The sequence below is a fragment of the Prosthecobacter debontii genome, from assembly GCF_900167535.1.
Classification (GTDB): domain Bacteria; phylum Verrucomicrobiota; class Verrucomicrobiia; order Verrucomicrobiales; family Verrucomicrobiaceae; genus Prosthecobacter; species Prosthecobacter debontii.
The window spans coordinates 1-16,570 of sequence record NZ_FUYE01000032.1; the positions used below are offsets into that span (position 1 = coordinate 1).

The window sequence follows — 16,570 nt, forward strand, 5'->3', positions numbered from 1 at the left end:
CCACCTCACTGTTTGCTGCGCTCAATGTGGCCACCGGTGAAGTCATCGGCAAAACACATCGAAAGCACACACAGCAGGAGTTTCTGAGCTTCTTGCGCACTGTTGAGAGGCAGGTGCCTAGAGGGTTGAAAATACACGCCATTCTCGACAACTATGCCACGCATCGCACTGCAGCAGTCAAAGCGTGGCTTGCTCGCCATCCACGCTGGCAGCTGCATTTCACTCCCACCTATTCCTCATGGCTAAACCAAGTGGAGCGTTTCTTCTCCGATTTGACGATGCGCAAGCTGCGTCGCAGCAGCTTTCACAGCGTAGCGTGGCTCAACTAGAGCAGGCCCTCCGTGACTATCTAGTGGAGCACAATGGAAAGCCCAAGCCTTTCACTTGGACTGCCCCGGCTGATTTAATCCTCGGAACGGTCCAATATTTATGCAGGGAACTTGTCTGACAGCACACTAGAACATCTTCACCTCGGCTTTTTGCTGAGCGCATGCTGGAGAATTTTATCGAAGCGGTTTAACCACACCTCGGGATGGGCCTCGGTTCGCAGCCAGTGGCGGCCTCGGTCCCCCATGGTGAGGCGTTGAATCGGTGCCATACTTTCAAGAGTCAGCACATCTTGCACGAGGTTTTCGACGTCGGCGGGTGTGTGGAGGAATCCAGTCTGCCCAGGAATCACGGTTTCAGTGAGGCCGCCGGATCGTGCGGCCAGCACTGGCTTGGCGTAATCGTAGGCCTCATACGTGACGAGGCCGAGCGGTTCCCACCAGACCGAGGGAATCACGACAGCACGGCAACGCAGGAGTTGATCCGCCTTCGTGTTACCGCCCACCTTACCCAAGGCGCAGATGTAGGGATTGCGGCGCGAATGTTCCGTGATCAAACCTGCCAAGGGGCCTTCCCCCGCAATGTGCAGACGAGGGGTCGCCTTGCCGAGTTTCTGGTAAAGTTGGTCCCAAGCGGTCAAGAGCGTGGGAATGCCTTTTTCTTCGATCAAACGGCCCAGGAAGAGATAATAACCGGCATCCTGTTTCTCGGGGGCTTGAGGAAGGGCATCCCAAGCATGACGAAGGGTGACAATACGATCTGGGTGAACCGCTCCGGCCTCGACCAATCGTTCGCGCATAAAGTCGGAAATGGCGATCCAGGTGTGAACGGCATTCAGCCAGCCGCTGGCGTGGAGAAGCTTCAGCAGCAGAGCCATGGCCGCACTGCGGGTGATAGAGCCCATCCAGGCACCTTGCATGACTTCGGTCCGGTAGCTGCCATAGAGCGGATCAGGCAGCAACTGCCCTCGGGAATAAAGACTGCCTCCGACGGAAAAGGGGCGGTAGTTATGTAAGTACTGTAGAACGGGTAAGCCACGCTGCCTCGCACTGCGGTAGAGGGCGGGTGAGCCGACCGGATAGATATTGTGGAATACGGCTGCTGCCGGACGCCCCTGCTCGATACAGGCCTCGAAGCGCCGCTTGCCCTCAGGATTGTAAAACAAGCGCCAAGCCTGAGAAAAGGTGCTAGGGGCCTGCGGTCCCGTCCACTCCTGGCTCTCATAAGAACACAGCGTCATCGGGTAGCGCATGCCCAGATGCGCACGTATCCTCTCGACGGAATGTTCCTCCCCGCCCGGGAAACGGTAACGGTTGAACACATTCAGGATGGCAGGAGACATAACCGACGAAAGCTATTCCATAAGCGCAGGGAATGCGCCATGTCGAATAGGGAATATCCAATAAGACATTGTCTTTCCCCGCTGAATCGCGAAGATTTCGACATGAGTGATACCCCCCAGGACCCACCCAATCCTCCCCAGTCTCCGTCATCTCCTCCCTCGCCGGACGAGATCACGAAGAAGCTGGAGGACTTCATCAAGAACAGCTTAGGAGGGCAGGTGGTGTTCTCACGTATCGATCCAGGCCTCGGTGGGATGGCTCCAGCGGAGACGCCCGAAGAAGGCCCGCCTGTGGAAGAAGAAGCCACCGCGACGTATGATTTTCACTACAGACCTGCGGATATCAAAGCTTACTTGGATCGTTTCGTCATCCGCCAAGACGAGGCCAAGAAAGTGCTGGCGACAGCGGTTTGTGATCACTACAACCATGCGCGGATGCTCCGAGAGCACCGGAAGCAGAAAGGCGCCTCGCCTCTCGAATTCACCAAACAAAATGTCCTGATCACAGGCCCGACCGGGGTGGGGAAAACCTATCTTGTGAAGCACATCGCCGACTTGATCGGGGTGCCGTTCGTGAAGGCGGACGCCACCAAGTTCAGCGAAACCGGCTATGTGGGCGCTGATGTGGATGATCTCGTGCGGGATCTGGTGGCTAAGGCCAGTGGGAATGTCGAGCTGGCACAGCACGGCATCATCTATCTGGATGAGATCGATAAATTGGCGACAGGAGGTGAGGGGCGCATCGGCCGGGATGTCAGTGGACGTGGGGTGCAGACCGCTCTGCTGAAACTGATGGAGGAGACCGAAGTGCCACTCTATGCGCCTAACGACATGCGCAGTCAGATGCAGATGATGTTCGATACCCGCAAGGGGCGCACCGGACGCGAGGTGGTCAATACACGTAACATTCTTTTCATCGTCAGCGGAGCTTTCTCAGGCCTGGAGAAGATCATTGAAAAACGTCAAACCAAGGCCTCCATCGGCTTTGGCGCCATGATGGCTGAGAAGGTGAAGCCGGAAGATATGCTGCGTGATGCCCGCACTCGAGATTTTATCGATTACGGGTTCGAGGCGGAATTCATCGGGCGTCTACCGGTGCGGGTGTTTTGTGACACGCTCAGTGCGGACGATCTCTTCCAGATCATGAAGAACAGTGAGGGGAGTCTTATCCGCCAGTATGAGCGTGAGTTCCACGCGTATGGGGTGAGGACGGTCTTCGAAGACGATGCCCTGCGTGCCGTGGCTGAGAGCGCGGCTGAGGAGAAGACGGGCGCACGTGGACTGGTCACTGCCTGGGAAAAGGTGCTCCGCGATTTCAAATTCGAGCTGCCGAGCCTTGGTCTTCCGGACTTGATTGTGGATGCTACTTTGGTCAAAGATCCAAAAACGGCTCTGGAGCGCTGCCGCTCCGATGCGCAGGCGTTTGGTAATGATGCCCGCTCGGACATCGTTCATGCCTTCGCGGCAAACTTTGCCCGTGAGCATGGTCTGGAATTGGTTCTCGATGCCGGGGCGGTGAAAGCACTGGTGCTGAGAGCTGAGCGAGAGGGCATCAGCGTGGATGCTCTGTGCGACCGTTTGTTTAAGGACTACCCCTTCGGGTTACAGCTCGTCTCACGGAGCACGGGGCAAAAGGCGTTTCACGTTGACCGCGAAGCCGTGGAGCGGCCCGATAAGTTCTTGAGTGATCTGGTCGTGGCATCGTATCGTCAGTCTGATTCTACCCCCATTTGATTTTCATGGCACCTCGTCATCGCGCCAGCATCATGTTCATCGGTATTCTCGTCTGTGTGCCGTTGCTCGCTCTCTATCAGTTCGGTTTCTTCCCCGAAGTTGCGGCTTGGTTAGGAAAGGCATTACCACGCCTCATTGTCTTACCTGCGGGAGGAATTAAACCATGCCTTTGGCTGCAATACGGTTGCTACACGGTTTATGCGTTTCTCTGCGCTTGGGTAGGCCTGGAAATGCAGGCTCTGTGGCGTAAGATCGCCTTTTTGTTAGGTCTGAGTTATTTGACCGTGAGTTTGACGGTTTCGCTGGCCTGGGCGGGGATTTTATTCGAGCCCTTCAGTGGTATACTTGCTGCCTGGGTGGCTTGCCTCGGTGCCTTGATGGTTAAGGATGCGCAGCCGGAAGGCGGAGCCAGTCTGCCTGCGTCGATGGAGCCCAGCCCACCCTTACAAAAGGAAGGGTGAACGAACACGACAACGCGCCTTCGTTCACCTCGATGACGACCCAACAAAGCGTTTAGAAATTGAAGCTGAGCGTGATCGAACCGAAGATCTGCTCGTCTTCCTGACCACGGAACTCTTTGGTGCGATAGATGTAAGCGTAGCTCAGCTTGGTGTTTTTCCAGTTGATGGCAAAACCGGCGGAGAGATCAGCGACAAAGGGGTATTTATCCACGGAATGGCTATCCGTGAACGTGTTGCCATCCAGGAAAATGTTGCGTGCAACGGCCCGGCCTTCGGCCCGGACGAAGAAGTGAAAGCCAAAACGGCGATTCCAGGATTTGGCCAAATAAGGGCTCTCCACTGCAGTCGGTGTGGTAGAGGCTTCAGTGATGGCTCCTGTGCCGAAGTCATCAGGAAGATTATACCCCCAGCGCAGTTCCGTGCCGAGTGAGCCATGGGTCATGACGTTACCGAGCGTGACCCCTGCGTAGGGGAGGATGTCCCAGTCAAAGCCATGATTGTCTTCGCGGTCGCGGATACGCCACATACGCTCATAGGAAACGGTGATACCTAGCTCATTGTGCAGTTGGTTATCCCATCCGTTTGGATAGTCTTGGTCGAGAGCTTCGTGAACGAGGCGTTGAGTCTCTTCCGCAAAGGACCAGGGGCCGACGACGCCGATGTTAAAGACGAGGCTGTTTTTGACCCGGTCATTTTTCCAGATCAGGCCCATCCCCATGTAAAGCCAGCCGGCATAGGGACGTTCATCTTTGACAAGGTCATAAGAATCGACATCACGCGGTGTGAACATGCTCTGACCGATGGAGATGGCGACGTTACGTTCATAAGTGGAGTTTCCCGTCCAACTCACATCATCAAAAAGACCCGCCAACCCGCCAGCGGTCGAGTCATCGCCGAAGCGTTTCAGATTGGGCGAGGTCCAACTGATGCGTGCACCGTTGGTGTAGTTTTCATCGGTGCTGCCGAACAAATCGTTCTCGAAGTAGAACGTTAGTGTGCCGAATCGATTGGGATCGATTTCTTGGGCTGGCAAAGCGGAAGCGACCAGAACGATCGCAGCGAGGCTGGTGAGCAATTTCATAGGGAGTATGAGGTTGATTGACCTTGGACTCATCCCCCTTTGCAAGGGCCGTGCCGCGCGAAAATCTGCTCCCTATCGCAGGGAGAGCGATCTATGCACTGTTATCGAGGCCGTGCATTGGGCGTTCTGCATGGATTTAATCCCATGCGTTTTGCACAATCAGTGCAAAACAATCTTGATCTTGCCGGCGGTTTTTCCTGCGGCATTGAGACTATCCACCAACGTGCCTGTCGAATCTGGCAACGTCACCGATGTAGCCTCTGCCGTTGCTGTCTCAGACTCCAGTGCCGCTTTGAGGGCGCCTTCGACCATCTGCCCGCAATGAATCTTCATGGGTGGAAGTGGCCCCAGCGGAGCGCTGAGTTCTTCCGCACTCAGGCTCAGGGCTTCTTCCTTCGTTTTGCCACGAATGAGCTCGGTGGCAAGGCTGGCTACAGCAATTGCGGTCTGGCAGCCAAAGCTCTGGAAGCTGGCTTTATCAATGACCTTCTTGCCATCTTTCTCCCTATACTTGAGCCACATGCGGACCATGTCACCGCAGTCAGGAGAACCTACGGTGCCCACGGCATCAGCATCCGGCATCTCCCCGAGGTTTTGGGGATTGGAAAGAGCAGATTGGAGAGCCGTTTCGTCCATGAGAGTGGTGGTTAATGCAATTCGATGTTAAGCTAGGCGACCGCAGCAGTTTTTGAACTTCTTGCCACTTCCGCAAGGGCAAGGGTCATTGCGGCCTACTGTCGCCATCGGTTTACGAGCAGGCATGGCCGAAGGAAGAATCAGTTTCGGACCATCCGCCGCAGGATTGTGGGGCTTTGGCTGAGGTGCGGGTTCTGGAGCCGCAGGCTGTTGCTGGGGCTGAGGTGCGGGAAGAGAACCCGACTGCTGCATCATGGCGATCTGGGCCAGGAACTGTTCAAAAGCTGCAAGCTGCTGCGTGCTGCGGAAGAGATTACCCAGGACCTCACCATTGATGTTGCGCATCAGGTCGGAGAAGATGGTGAAGGCTTCCTGCTTGAACTCGATGAGAGGATCTTTTTGACCATAGCTCCGCAGGCTGATGCCTTCTTTGAGGGCATCCAGGGCATAAAGATGTTCCTGCCACAGGCGATCAATCGCATTCAGCAGAATCATCTTCTCGATCTCTTGGAGTGCCTGAGGATTGGCGCCATTCACCTTGATGTCGTAGGCGCTGAAAATCTTGTCTTTGAGAAACTCAAACTGGCCTTCGAAATCCAGGGCCTTGAATTCGTCATCAAACTCACGCAGGCCGATCGGGAAGGTGGTGTTCACCCACTGCAGCAGGTTCTCATAATCCGGCACGAAGTCCCCGCCTTTTTCTTTAGGAAGGAATTCCTCCATGCGTTCTTTGAGGCCTTTTTCCACGGCTTCATTGATGAGCAGTCGTGGATCGTTGCTCTCCAGCACATCGTTACGCCATTCGTAAATGACCTCACGCTGTTGGTTCATGACATCGTCATACTCCAGGACGCGCTTACGCCAGGTGTAGTTGCGCTGTTCGACACGCTTCTGAGCGGTTTCGACCGAACGATTCAACCATGGGTGCTGAAGCTCTTCGCCCTCGGCCATACCGAAGCGTTCCATGATTTTGGTCATGCGATCCGCCGCGCCGAAATTGCGCATGAGATCGTCTTCAAAGCTGATGAAGAACTTGCTTTCACCTGGGTCACCCTGACGTGCGCAACGACCGCGCAACTGACGGTCCACCCGGCGGGATTCGTGGCGCTCGGTGGCAAGCACGAGCAGACCTCCGAGTTCACCCACGCCTTCCCCCAGCTTGATGTCCGTGCCACGACCAGCCATGTTGGTGGAGATGGTGACGGCTCCGCGCTGCCCAGCACGGGCGACGATCTCGGCCTCCTGGCGGTGATACTTGGCGTTCAGCACGGAGTGCGGGATCTTTTGGAGCTTAAGCATGCGGCTGACAGTCTCGGAAGCTTCCACACTGGCGGTGCCGACCAGCATGGGCTGGCCTTTGACATGGCGCTCTTTGATCATCTCGATCACCGCATTGTATTTTTCACGGCGGGTCTTGAAGATGCTGTCATTTTGATCCACGCGGCGCACCGAGCGGTTGGTGGGGATGGTCAGCACATCCAGACCGTAGATGTCATGAAATTCAGCGGCATCGGTTTCAGCGGTGCCAGTCATGCCGCCCAGTTTTTCATACAGGCGGAAGTAGTTCTGAATGGTGATGGTGGCGAGAGTCTGAGTCTCGGCATCGATCTGCACGCCTTCCTTGGCTTCCACCGCCTGATGAAGACCATCGCTCCAGCGGCGACCCGCCATCTTACGGCCGGTTTGTTCGTCCACGATGACGACCTTGTTTTCTTCCACCACATACTCCACGTCTTTTTCATAAAGACAGTAGGCACGGAGAAGCTGACTGATCTGGTGGATGCGCTGGCCCTGGTGAGACAGGCGATCCTGCATTTCGTTCTTCTTCTGAACCTTCTGAGCATCCGTCAGGGATGGGTCACCATCGATTTCTGAGTAGATGGTGGCAAGGTCTGGAAGCACGAAGGCATCGGGCTCGTCTGGGCTGAGGAAGTTACGGCCTTTCTCGCTCAGATCGGCATCATGGCTCTTCTCTTCAATGGAGAAAAACAGGCCTTCTTTGAGTTCGAAGAGGTCCTTCTTCTGAGTGTCCTCATACATTTTTAGCTCGGCCTTCTCAATGGCGCGGCGAAGCTCGGGATCTTCCATACAGCGCATGAGGGCGCGGTTTTTCGGCTGCCCGAGTTTCACCTGATAGAGCTTGCGACCCGCCACTTCGAGTTCACCATTTTTAGCGTCTTCTTTGGCTTCGGCGACGAGGCTGTTGCAGAGTGTGTTTTGGCGGCGAACCAATTGTTCGACCAGAGGCTTGTAGCGCTCATACTGGTGGGTGCTTTCGGCACCCGCCACGGGACCACTGATGATGAGCGGTGTGCGGGCTTCATCGATGAGCACGGAATCCACTTCGTCCACAATGGCGAAGTAGTGACCACGCTGCACCTGCTGCTCCTTGCTGGAGGCCATGCCGTTATCACGCAGGTAATCAAAGCCGAACTCGCTGTTCGTCCCGTAGGTGATGTCAGCCGTGTATTGGTCACGGCGGATGTGGCTCGGTTGGTCGTTCTGGATGCACCCCACGGTGAGGCCGAGGAATTTGTAGAGGTACCCCATCCATTCGGAGTCACGACGAGCGAGGTAATCGTTGACGGTGATGACGTGGACGCCACGACCCGTCAGGGCATTGAGAGCCACGGGGAGTGTTCCTACGAGGGTTTTACCTTCACCTGTGGCCATCTCAGCGATCATCCCGCGATGCAGGGCGATACCACCGATGAGCTGCACATCGAAGTGAACCATGTTCCACTTCAGCGGGGTATCGCAGACCATGTGCTCCTGACCGCAGAGACGGCGGGCGGCGCTTTTCACCACCGCATAGACTTCCGGCAGGATGTCATTGAGGATCTTGGCGATGATGGCGGCAAACTTGGGCTGGATTTCATTCCAGGCTTCGCGGGCCGTGTCGATTCGGGCTTTTTTGTCTTCGAAAGTAGCGGATTTCCAAGCCTCTTCGGCCAGATAGCTGCCGTCCAAGGACGGAAAATGCGGTTTCAGCGCAGCGAAATAACCTGCGATGTGGCGCAGACAGGCTTCGACCGTTTCTTCATCGGCAATGCGAAGGGAAACCCCCCCCAGGAATCGTGGAGTGTGGAAGGCCCGAAACTGTTCCTTCCAGCGGGCGACTCGTTCGCGCAGAGCATCGTCAGATTCGTTCTGAAGCTGAGCTTCGATGCGATTGATCTCGGCCACGACCGGTTGCAAGCGCTTGACAGTGCGCTGGTTTTTCGTGCCGATGATTTTTTTGATGATCCACTCGAACATAACGGGAAAAGAAGACGAAGAAACCGGCCATGATCCCTGGCGGGATAATAGTCGGGCTGCCTACTTTGGAGAGGATGCACGACTTGGCAAGCGAGGAGGGCTTTCTCCGCCTCTCAGGTCAAGAAATATACCCTTATCCAGGCAGCCTGGAGCAAATCATACGTCGATAGCCCTCGTCACAGGCGCAAAGAATCGTGTGTGAAGGACGTCAAATCATCGCCGATCCGCCGATTTTTTGCGATGGGTTGAGCTTTCAAACGGCTGATGGAGCAAGCAACTCCGAATGAGTAGGAATCGCGCCATGGAATGGATTTCCCTCTGGCATTTCTCCTTCGGCCCGCGCATCATTCGGACATGTCCAATCGCTTTCCCACTTTCGCGCAGCGTCGTCGGCACGCTCTCATCGCGGCGTGGCGTGGGGTGGAGGATGGGCCTCTCCAGAATCTGCCCACATTTTCTGCGGCAGACTTGGTCGGGAAGATCGTTGCTGAAGCGGGAATTGGGGATCGACTAAAACTAGAAGAGATTCTCTCTGCTTGGAAAGAGATCGTTGGTGATTTCTTGTTTCAGCATTCTCGCCCAGATTCCATTCAGCGAGGCGTTTTAATGGTTCGGGTCTTACAACCCACGATTCACCATGCTTTGGCCATGGAGCGCCCTCGGATCTTGAAACGGCTGCAAGCCAAGCTAAAGAATTTAGGTATTAAGGATATTCGATTGAAACACGGCTGAGAACGACGCGCATGGACTGGAATGACTGGCAGAGCATCCTGCGCTGGCGCGCCCTAGAAGAAGGGGATGCGGACGGGGCAATATTGTCTGAGGAACGGCGTCGTGAGGCGACGGCGCGGACTCGGGGAGGTCTCCTCGCAGATGACGTCAAAGGCGAGCCTGTGAATGCACGAGAAGCCGCGTTTTTACATAAAAGGGCTCAATGGCTGGAGCGGGAAGTGATTGGCTGGAGTGGCTCTCTGGTCCGGGTCATGGATCGTCTGGTGACGGTTCGTGGCCGCTGGTCGTGGGCGGTTGCAGGCTGGGCACTGGCTTTGGTGATCGGCTATGCGCTGTCTGGTTTAGGACAGTCAGCCGAGTTCAATCTGCTGGCATTACCCCTCGTGGGATTGCTGTTGTGGAATGCGGTAGTGATGATCTTGGCACTGATCTGGGAACTGATGCCCGCTCCGCAGGCAACCAAAGGTGGAAGTTTTGTCGAATGGCTCTCGAGAGTGGTTTCGCCGGTCAATAACGAACGCTCGGGCGATGGAGAAACTTTGACGGGCCTGACGGTGGATCAGCGTTTTGCCTTGCTGGCTGGAGCCCCTGCCATGGAGCGGCTGCAGCGGCGGTTGCGGGCCTGGATGCATGTGGCAGCGGCGATGTTGGCCCTCGGAAGCGTTGCCGGATTGTATGCGCGTGGCTGGGCTCAGGAATATCGTGCGGTATGGGAGAGCACCTTACTTTCGGAGTCCGGCGCGGAGACTTTCTTTGGCACGTTGTTTCAGCCTGCTGCTCAGGTTTTAAAACTGGAACTGCCCCTCAATCAGCTCCCGGCGATGCACCGCACGGGGGGCGTGACGGCGAGCCCCGCTCCTGCATTGCCGTGGATTCATCTCTATGCGGGCACGCTTTTTCTGTTTATCATGGTGCCGCGGCTTCTGCTTGCCGGATTGACCGTCTGGCGTGCGCACATGGTGCTGGCTAAGCGCGTGCGCCATCTCGGCTGGCGCTCTTACCTGAAACGGACTCTGCGCTCTGTCGAAGGTGGGCAGGAGATCATCACCATCCTGATCCATGCTACGGATGCTTCCCCCGCGCATCGCGAAGTCTGGACCCGCGGTGTGCGTGAACGTTTTGGGGCCATGATCGAGCCCGAGATGATTCACGTCCCGCTCGGGGAAGAAGATGAATTTGCGGCTTCATGGAAACCCCATAGTCCGAAGACGGTGGTGGTCTTCAATCTCGCAACGACTCCCGAAGCGGAAGTACAGCGGCGCTTCATGCAAGATGTGAAACTGGCTCTAACGGCTCAACAGCAGGATGCGGAACTCGTGGTTCTCTTGGATGCCACGAGCATTGGCAATCGTTGGTCGCCAGATAAGATGGCGAGCCGCGAAAAGCTGTGGACGGATATGCTGCACGGTGCCGCTGATGAGGTCATCGTGGCGGCACGACGCGCAGGTTCATAGCGTTGCATCATTCCACGATCATTTCCCCCTTCATCACGAGCCAGTGACCGGGGAATGTGCAGATGTAGGGGTAACGACCAGGCGTGTCTGGGGCTTTAAAGCGGAGAGTTTCGGCTTCGTCCTGCATCAGCATTCTGGTGTGGTGCAGGATTTTGGGATGATCGGGGATGAAGCCTTTGCTCATGCCATCAGGAGACTTGGCCATTTCATTGCCTGCCATGCCGACCTCATCGGCAGCGCCGGGTTGCACGATTAACAAATTATGTGGTGTGACGTCCGGGTTTTCAAAAACCAGCTTTACGGGGCTGCCTGCCTTGACCTTGAATTCACGAAGATCGAAGAGAAGCCTTTCCGGGATCGTTTTGATGGTGAAGAGTTGCAGGCCTAGCTGACTGTCAAAGGGGTCAGGTTTTCCGGCTTTCTTCTTTTTGCTCAGCCAAGTGGGTTTTTTCGGTTCGGAGGCCTTCAGGAAGATCTCCAATTCGGGGTGCTTGGTCATGAATGCGGTGTTGCTTTTCCACAAAGGCTGGAGCGTGTAGCTGTCCAGCGCCGTGCGCAGAGCATAGGTCAGGTAGTCGTCCATCGGATGCTTGAGGAGATCCAACACCGTTTCCAGGGCCTCTGGTGTGCCGATGTAGCTGGCGGCGATGGCAGCCTCGAGTCGGACGAGGCCGACGGGGTCGTTGACGGCTGATTGGAGCGTGCGCAGGCGCAGAGAGGAGGGCTGATCCGTGCTTTCCGCTGTCCACTCATTAGGAATCCACCGCAGAGCTCGGGCTGCATTGGCGCGGACCTTGGGATCTTTGTTTTCTGCGAGAGTGCGAATGAGTGCAGCTTCCTCTTTCATGGCTTCCTCGGTGGGGTGGCCACCAAAACGAAGGCTGCGGTATAACCAGAGTTTCTCCACAAGGTCATGATTGAGGTTGGCGGTCTGGTCGTTATGCCGCGGCCATTCCCGCAAGGCGGCTAGTACTTCGGTGGAGTCTTTTTCCCTCAATTCCTCCTTGGCACGGTAGCGTGTGCGGTCGTTCTCACTTTTCAGCAGATTGAGCAACTCGGGAATGCTTGCTCCTGCAATCTTGGGCGCCTCCTCCATGGGGCGGTCTTTGGCCGTGATTCGCCAGATGCGCCCACTCTTTTTATCACGGCGGGTATCCCGCAGAGAGTATTGCATGTGACCTTTAACGGGGTTGTACCAATCCGCCACATACATGGCTCCATCGGGCCCCTGTTGAATATCGACAGGGATGAAGCTGAGGTTGGTGCTTTGGAAGACGATGCCGACTTTCTTTTCTTCAAAGTGGCTGTCTTGCTGAACCCACTCGTGCAACTCCACTTCGTTGGTGGGCTTGTAGCGCACTTTCATGAAGTGCTTTTGATGACGCAGTGACTCTGGCCAAAGAGAGCTGGTGAGGAACTCATGACCGCATGTGCCACTGTAGGCGGGGAAGTAGCTGCCCGCTGGCACATGGATCTCAGGGTAAGGCGGATTGAGCGCATGAACGGCAGCCGCAAAGATGGGATGGCTACCGACATGGAAACCCCAATCATCAAAGGTGATGCCCCAGGGATTGGTGCTCAGGTAGCTGCCAAAGGTCTGCAAACGACCCGTGGCTGGAGTGTATCGGAAGAAACTGCTTTCACGGGCCCGCACCGGCCCGTAAGGCGTCTCTACCTGGCTGTGATGGAAGAGGCTCTCACGGAAGATGAGATCCCCTTCGGGACTCCAGGCAAAGTCATGCAGCGCGTGGTGGCTGTCCTCCGTGCCGAAGCCAGTGAGGATCTTTTCACGGAAGTCCGCTTTGCCATCTCCATCGGTATCCTTGAGGAAGGTGAGGTTCGGTTGATCCGAGACATAGACACCGCCATTACCGAACTCAAAGCTGAGCGGGATATGCAGCTTGTCCGCCCAGACACTGCATTTATCAGCCTTGTGATCACCATTGGTATCCTCCAAGATGAGGATCTGATCCTCCGGCACATGACCGGGTAAAATTTGCGGATAGGTGATGCTGGTGCTGACCCAGAGACGCCCCTTGGTATCGAACCGAATGGCGATGGGTTTCTTGAACAGGTCGGGAAAGTCTTCTTCACTGGCGAACAGAGAGACTTCAAAGCGAGGATCAATCTTGAAGGCTTTCAGTTCATCCTCAGGGCTCATCCATTCATTGATGGGTCTGTCACCCGTGATCTCAGGGAGGGGTAGCGTTTTCGAGTCATCCACCAGTTTCTGGATTTCTCCCTCGGCAAAGGCGACCCTGGGGGCTGGAGTCTTGCCCGAAGCCAGATCCCAGATGAGTTGATCTCGATTGGCCACCATCTGCTTGAGCTTCTCCAACTCGTTGGGGAAATTCACCACGCCATAGGGTTTGGCGCGGCCACCTTTGATGTAGTAGTAGTTCAGCGGGCGATAATACTGAAAGAACTTGGTCTCCTTTTCCACCACGGCCTCTCGCACCGCTTCATTCAATTTCGGCGCTGTTTCCTGGAACAACTCGCGGAAGAGAGTCTCTGAGAAAGCGGCATAACCTTTTTGATTGGGGTGCACTCCATTGATGGTGTGGGTGGTTTGGGTCTGTGACTCCGAAGGTGTATGAAATCCAGGGGTAAAGACGTCTGCGAAGTCCACTCCCTCTGCCGCGGCCACCTTTTTCATGGCCTCGCTGTAAAGCTGAATCTGAGCATTCAGATCCTCATGAGGAGCCTCCGCCGCAGTGGGCGACACCAGGACGATTTCGGGCGCTGAGTGGCCATTGTAACGGTGACTCTTGAGCTCGATTAAGAAGGCTTTGAGGAGAGTCTCAAACTCGGCCAGACCGGCTTGACCTTTGAAGCTTTCATTGAAGCCGAAAGCCGCCAGGATGACATCGGCTTGATGTTCAGTGAGGTGCTGATTGAGATCACCAAAACCGTCCGGACGAGGTCTCAGGGCCACCTCGTCGGCACTCCAGGCCAGGTTCCGCACCACGAGGTGGTGGTTGGGAAAATGTTGCTGAAGCAGTGCTTCAAAGGTGCCGTCATCGCGCATCCGGTCGAACAATGAATTGCCAATCAAACACAAACGTGTGTTGGGTTTCAGTTCCAGAGGCACCTCAGCCTGTAGCAGGGAGCCAAGGCCGCAGAGGATGACGATAAGATGCTTCAGCATAGGTTAGAGAAAGGAAACGCCTGTCCTGAGGATGAACCTTCAAGGACTGCGTCACCACCTATCCCGCAGATGCCCATCAAACCGGACAATTCACGAAACGTTTCTCAGGTGAGCAACGGGTTCAATTTTAGCTTTTTTCAAGCCCCAATAGCCATCCACTGAAACTCCACAGCATAAACACGGGTGTTTGACCAAGTCGAGATGACTGCGTTGAAGCCGGACTCGGAGATGGAAGTTGCCTGAACCTTGAGTCTTGCACTGTCCCTTTGATCGACATCAAAACCTGTCAGACCGATGTGGACGACTGGGGCGGATTGGAATGGGGCATCGAACACGACTTCAACGCTGAAGCTGCGGGTCACTTCGACATCGGCCTCGAGGGTGGCCAAGTTCCAGCCATCCGTCAAAACGCTGGCACCGGCTTGAGCAGAGAGAACTTTCCAGGGCAGGGAGGATGTATTCATGGTCAGAGAAGAGCAAGGCTAGCAACAATCAGGCCGGGTGCTCGACTGGAAATCTAAAGATGGCGTCACGAACTGGGTTTTTTGAGAAGTTCACTTTTCGGATGAGATTGTGAGCAGACTCGGCATTCTCTGGAGTCATGGATTACCCCATCACTTTCCGGTTTAAGCTCATCGCGCTCACGCCCCAGATCTATGTGGAGAATGGGAGTGGTCATACGCTGGGGTATGTGAAGCAGAAGTTCCTCCGACTCCGCGAAAAGGTAGAGGTGTATACGGACGATAACCGCAGCCAATTGCTGGCGACCATCGACGCGGATCGGATGATCGATTGGTCGGCACGTTATACCTTCCGTGATGCCCACGGTCGGGAAATCGGTTCGGTAGGCAGGCGAGGTTTTCGCTCCCTGTGGCGTGCGCATTATGAGGTCTTTGCTCCGGGTTCACGTGCGGTGCTTTTCACCATTCGGGAGGAAAATCCGGGGGCTAAGCTGATGGATGGCTTCATCGGTGAGCTGCCCATCATCGGCCTCTTCAGCGGCTTCATGTTTCACCCGCGCTACTTAGCCACTCGTGTGGATGGCAGCCCCGTGTTGCGCTTAACCAAAGAGAGCGCGTTCTTTGAAGGGCGTTTCAGTCTCACCCAAGTGGGCGATGCCTCCGAGGACGAGCAGACAGTGCTGATGCTGTCCTTCCTCATGATGAATTTGCTGGAGCGCCGGAGAGGGTGAGGTGGTGACATGTGAAGGTCTCGCATTTTTGCAAACGAGGAGGGGTTCGGAAATGCAGAATGCTTGGCGTTTGAATTGCTGTAGCGAGCAACCTCTGTTTCTCTTACTCCCGTGAGCTCGTTTCCCGCTTCTCCTCTGACGAATAGTCTTTTCAAGCCCCCTGCTTCGATGGCGAAAGCACCGGCTGGGCCGCGTTACATCCCGGCTCCGCGCGGGAAGGAGACGGTGCCGGGGTTTGAAAACACGGCGGAGCATTTCAAGATCTACGTGGAAGTGCGCAAGGCGGTGAATGAGGAGATTCGGGTTCGGAGCCGTCGGCGTTGGGTAATCCTGACACAAATGACGGCCCTCTATGTGACGGTGATTGCGGGACTCTTCGTTTTAGCCACCCAGGGGCCGGCCTTGATGCCGGATGTGTATCCGCTCCTGCTGATGCTCATGCTCACGGTCATGTCGGGGATGGTTTTTGCCCGAGCGATCCTGGATGAATCCCAGATCGTGGTGCATCGGGCCTACCTTCGTGATCTGGATGAGATCTTCGGGCTTCAGGTGCGGGATGGGCAGCCGTGGGCGCGGTTTCTGGAATGGTGTTCGGTGGATGCGAACGACCATGACTTTGTCGACGTCAATAACATGGATCTTCCCAAACCGAATCGGAGCCGGATAATGGCATATGGGGTTTGGCTCGGATTCCTGTGGCTGATCACCGCGGCCTTTTTAGTCGCATTGCCACTGAAGACACTCGATGGCCAGGAACGCCCGACCTACTTTCAGCACTTTATCGACTCCTTCCCCGGCATTGCCAAAGGGAAGGGGAAGTGAATGACGCCAGATTTGGTTAGGCTGATCAACTCTCTGATAGCGGCTGACTAGAGCATATTAAATAATACTATAACCGCAAGAAGCGAACCAACCCATGGCGTCTTTGGCGGTGACCTTTGAGAACGCTACGCTGATGGCTGCATCTAGTTGCTCCGGTGTGCGGGCCTCCAGGCTGCGCAGCGAGTTCTTGATCTTGCTCCACATCTTCTCAATCGGGTTGAGGTCCGGCGAGTAAGCTGGAAGGAAGCGCACCTCGGCTCCCACCGCCTCGACAAGCCTCTGGACTTCTGGACTCTTATGCACCGACAGATTGTCCATGACCACGATATCTCCCGATCTCAACGTCGGGCAGAGCACCTGCTCAATGTAAGTGACAAAAGCTG

General features: G+C 55.6%; 14 protein-coding genes. 7 read left to right on the forward strand and 7 right to left on the reverse strand.

The features are described 5' to 3' along the window. Positions 1 to 329: IS630 family transposase (locus B5D61_RS25025; RefSeq protein ID WP_139373502.1), on the forward strand; the 329-nt coding region annotated here is incomplete at its 5' end. A gap of 137 nt (positions 330 to 466) precedes the next feature. Here B5D61_RS25025 and B5D61_RS25030 read toward each other — a convergent pair. Next, entirely contained in the window at positions 467 to 1,669 is a 1,203-nt protein-coding gene (locus tag B5D61_RS25030; RefSeq protein WP_078816169.1) for a glycosyltransferase family 4 protein, read from the reverse strand. A gap of 102 nt (positions 1,670 to 1,771) precedes the next feature. Between B5D61_RS25030 and B5D61_RS25035 the strand changes: the two genes are divergently transcribed. Together B5D61_RS25035 and B5D61_RS25040 are read left to right on the forward strand one after the other, a co-directional pair. Beyond that, on the forward strand, positions 1,772 to 3,403 hold the full coding sequence (locus B5D61_RS25035; RefSeq protein ID WP_078816170.1) for an AAA family ATPase: 1,632 nt from the start codon (positions 1,772 to 1,774) through the stop codon (positions 3,401 to 3,403). A gap of 5 nt (positions 3,404 to 3,408) precedes the next feature. Next, the gene (locus tag B5D61_RS25040; RefSeq protein WP_139373503.1) at positions 3,409 to 3,864 is read left to right on the forward strand and encodes a hypothetical protein; all 456 of its coding nucleotides are present in this window, start codon (positions 3,409 to 3,411) and stop codon (positions 3,862 to 3,864) included. Positions 3,865 to 3,916: 52 nt separating this feature from the next. On the opposite strand, the gene B5D61_RS25045 is transcribed toward B5D61_RS25040, so the two are convergent. The 3 genes from B5D61_RS25045 to secA form a co-directional block, all read right to left on the reverse strand. Then, positions 3,917 to 4,945, reverse strand: coding sequence for a lipid A deacylase LpxR family protein (locus tag B5D61_RS25045; RefSeq protein WP_176159667.1), 1,029 nt, complete (start codon positions 4,943 to 4,945; stop codon positions 3,917 to 3,919). Positions 4,946 to 5,104: 159 nt separating this feature from the next. After that, entirely contained in the window at positions 5,105 to 5,581 is a 477-nt protein-coding gene (locus B5D61_RS25050) for an iron-sulfur cluster assembly scaffold protein (protein ID WP_078816173.1), read from the reverse strand. Between the two features lie 27 nt (positions 5,582 to 5,608). Then, positions 5,609 to 8,839: a preprotein translocase subunit SecA gene (gene secA, locus B5D61_RS25055; protein WP_078816174.1), complete on the reverse strand. Its 3,231-nt coding sequence runs from the start codon at positions 8,837 to 8,839 to the stop codon at positions 5,609 to 5,611. Between the two features lie 306 nt (positions 8,840 to 9,145). Here secA and B5D61_RS25060 point away from each other — a divergent pair, with 306 nt between their 5' ends. Then, a complete protein-coding gene (locus B5D61_RS25060; RefSeq protein WP_078816175.1) occupies positions 9,146 to 9,571 on the forward strand; it encodes a DciA family protein in 426 nt (141 codons plus the stop codon). Positions 9,572 to 9,582: 11 nt separating this feature from the next. Next, on the forward strand, positions 9,583 to 11,025 hold the full coding sequence (locus B5D61_RS25065) for a DUF2868 domain-containing protein (RefSeq protein ID WP_078816176.1): 1,443 nt from the start codon (positions 9,583 to 9,585) through the stop codon (positions 11,023 to 11,025). Positions 11,026 to 11,032: 7 nt separating this feature from the next. Here the strand turns inward: B5D61_RS25065 and B5D61_RS25070 are convergent, their stop codons facing one another. Both B5D61_RS25070 and B5D61_RS25075 read right to left on the reverse strand, forming a co-directional pair. After that, complete coding sequence (locus B5D61_RS25070) at positions 11,033 to 14,173, reverse strand: PVC-type heme-binding CxxCH protein (RefSeq protein WP_078816177.1); 3,141 nt, start codon at positions 14,171 to 14,173, stop codon at positions 11,033 to 11,035. A gap of 137 nt (positions 14,174 to 14,310) precedes the next feature. Continuing rightward, a complete protein-coding gene (locus tag B5D61_RS25075; RefSeq protein WP_078816178.1) occupies positions 14,311 to 14,637 on the reverse strand; it encodes an H-type lectin domain-containing protein in 327 nt (108 codons plus the stop codon). A gap of 137 nt (positions 14,638 to 14,774) precedes the next feature. Between B5D61_RS25075 and B5D61_RS25080 the strand changes: the two genes are divergently transcribed. Both B5D61_RS25080 and B5D61_RS25085 read left to right on the forward strand, forming a co-directional pair. Then, the gene (locus B5D61_RS25080; RefSeq protein ID WP_078816179.1) at positions 14,775 to 15,365 is read left to right on the forward strand and encodes an LURP-one-related family protein; all 591 of its coding nucleotides are present in this window, start codon (positions 14,775 to 14,777) and stop codon (positions 15,363 to 15,365) included. 111 nt (positions 15,366 to 15,476) lie between these two features. Further along, positions 15,477 to 16,187, forward strand: coding sequence for a hypothetical protein (locus B5D61_RS25085; RefSeq protein ID WP_139373504.1), 711 nt, complete (start codon positions 15,477 to 15,479; stop codon positions 16,185 to 16,187). Between the two features lie 57 nt (positions 16,188 to 16,244). On the opposite strand, the gene B5D61_RS27275 is transcribed toward B5D61_RS25085, so the two are convergent. Then, positions 16,245 to 16,570: transposase (locus B5D61_RS27275; RefSeq protein ID WP_139373505.1), on the reverse strand; the 326-nt coding region annotated here is incomplete at its 5' end.

What these genes read in the sequence shown, in the direction of transcription:
- B5D61_RS25030 (WP_078816169.1), bottom strand. Translation starts at nt 1,669, where the DNA reads ATGTCTCCTGCCATCCTGAATGTGTTCAACCGTTACCGTTTCCCGGGC.
- B5D61_RS25035 (WP_078816170.1), top strand. Translation starts at nt 1,772, where the DNA reads ATGAGTGATACCCCCCAGGACCCACCCAATCCTCCCCAGTCTCCGTCA.
- B5D61_RS25040 (WP_139373503.1), top strand. Translation starts at nt 3,409, where the DNA reads ATGGCACCTCGTCATCGCGCCAGCATCATGTTCATCGGTATTCTCGTC.
- B5D61_RS25045 (WP_176159667.1), bottom strand. Translation starts at nt 4,945, where the DNA reads ATGAAATTGCTCACCAGCCTCGCTGCGATCGTTCTGGTCGCTTCCGCT.
- B5D61_RS25050 (WP_078816173.1), bottom strand. Translation starts at nt 5,581, where the DNA reads ATGGACGAAACGGCTCTCCAATCTGCTCTTTCCAATCCCCAAAACCTC.
- secA (WP_078816174.1), bottom strand. Translation starts at nt 8,839, where the DNA reads ATGTTCGAGTGGATCATCAAAAAAATCATCGGCACGAAAAACCAGCGC.
- B5D61_RS25060 (WP_078816175.1), top strand. Translation starts at nt 9,146, where the DNA reads ATGGATTTCCCTCTGGCATTTCTCCTTCGGCCCGCGCATCATTCGGAC.
- B5D61_RS25065 (WP_078816176.1), top strand. Translation starts at nt 9,583, where the DNA reads ATGGACTGGAATGACTGGCAGAGCATCCTGCGCTGGCGCGCCCTAGAA.
- B5D61_RS25070 (WP_078816177.1), bottom strand. Translation starts at nt 14,173, where the DNA reads ATGCTGAAGCATCTTATCGTCATCCTCTGCGGCCTTGGCTCCCTGCTA.
- B5D61_RS25075 (WP_078816178.1), bottom strand. Translation starts at nt 14,637, where the DNA reads ATGAATACATCCTCCCTGCCCTGGAAAGTTCTCTCTGCTCAAGCCGGT.
- B5D61_RS25080 (WP_078816179.1), top strand. Translation starts at nt 14,775, where the DNA reads ATGGATTACCCCATCACTTTCCGGTTTAAGCTCATCGCGCTCACGCCC.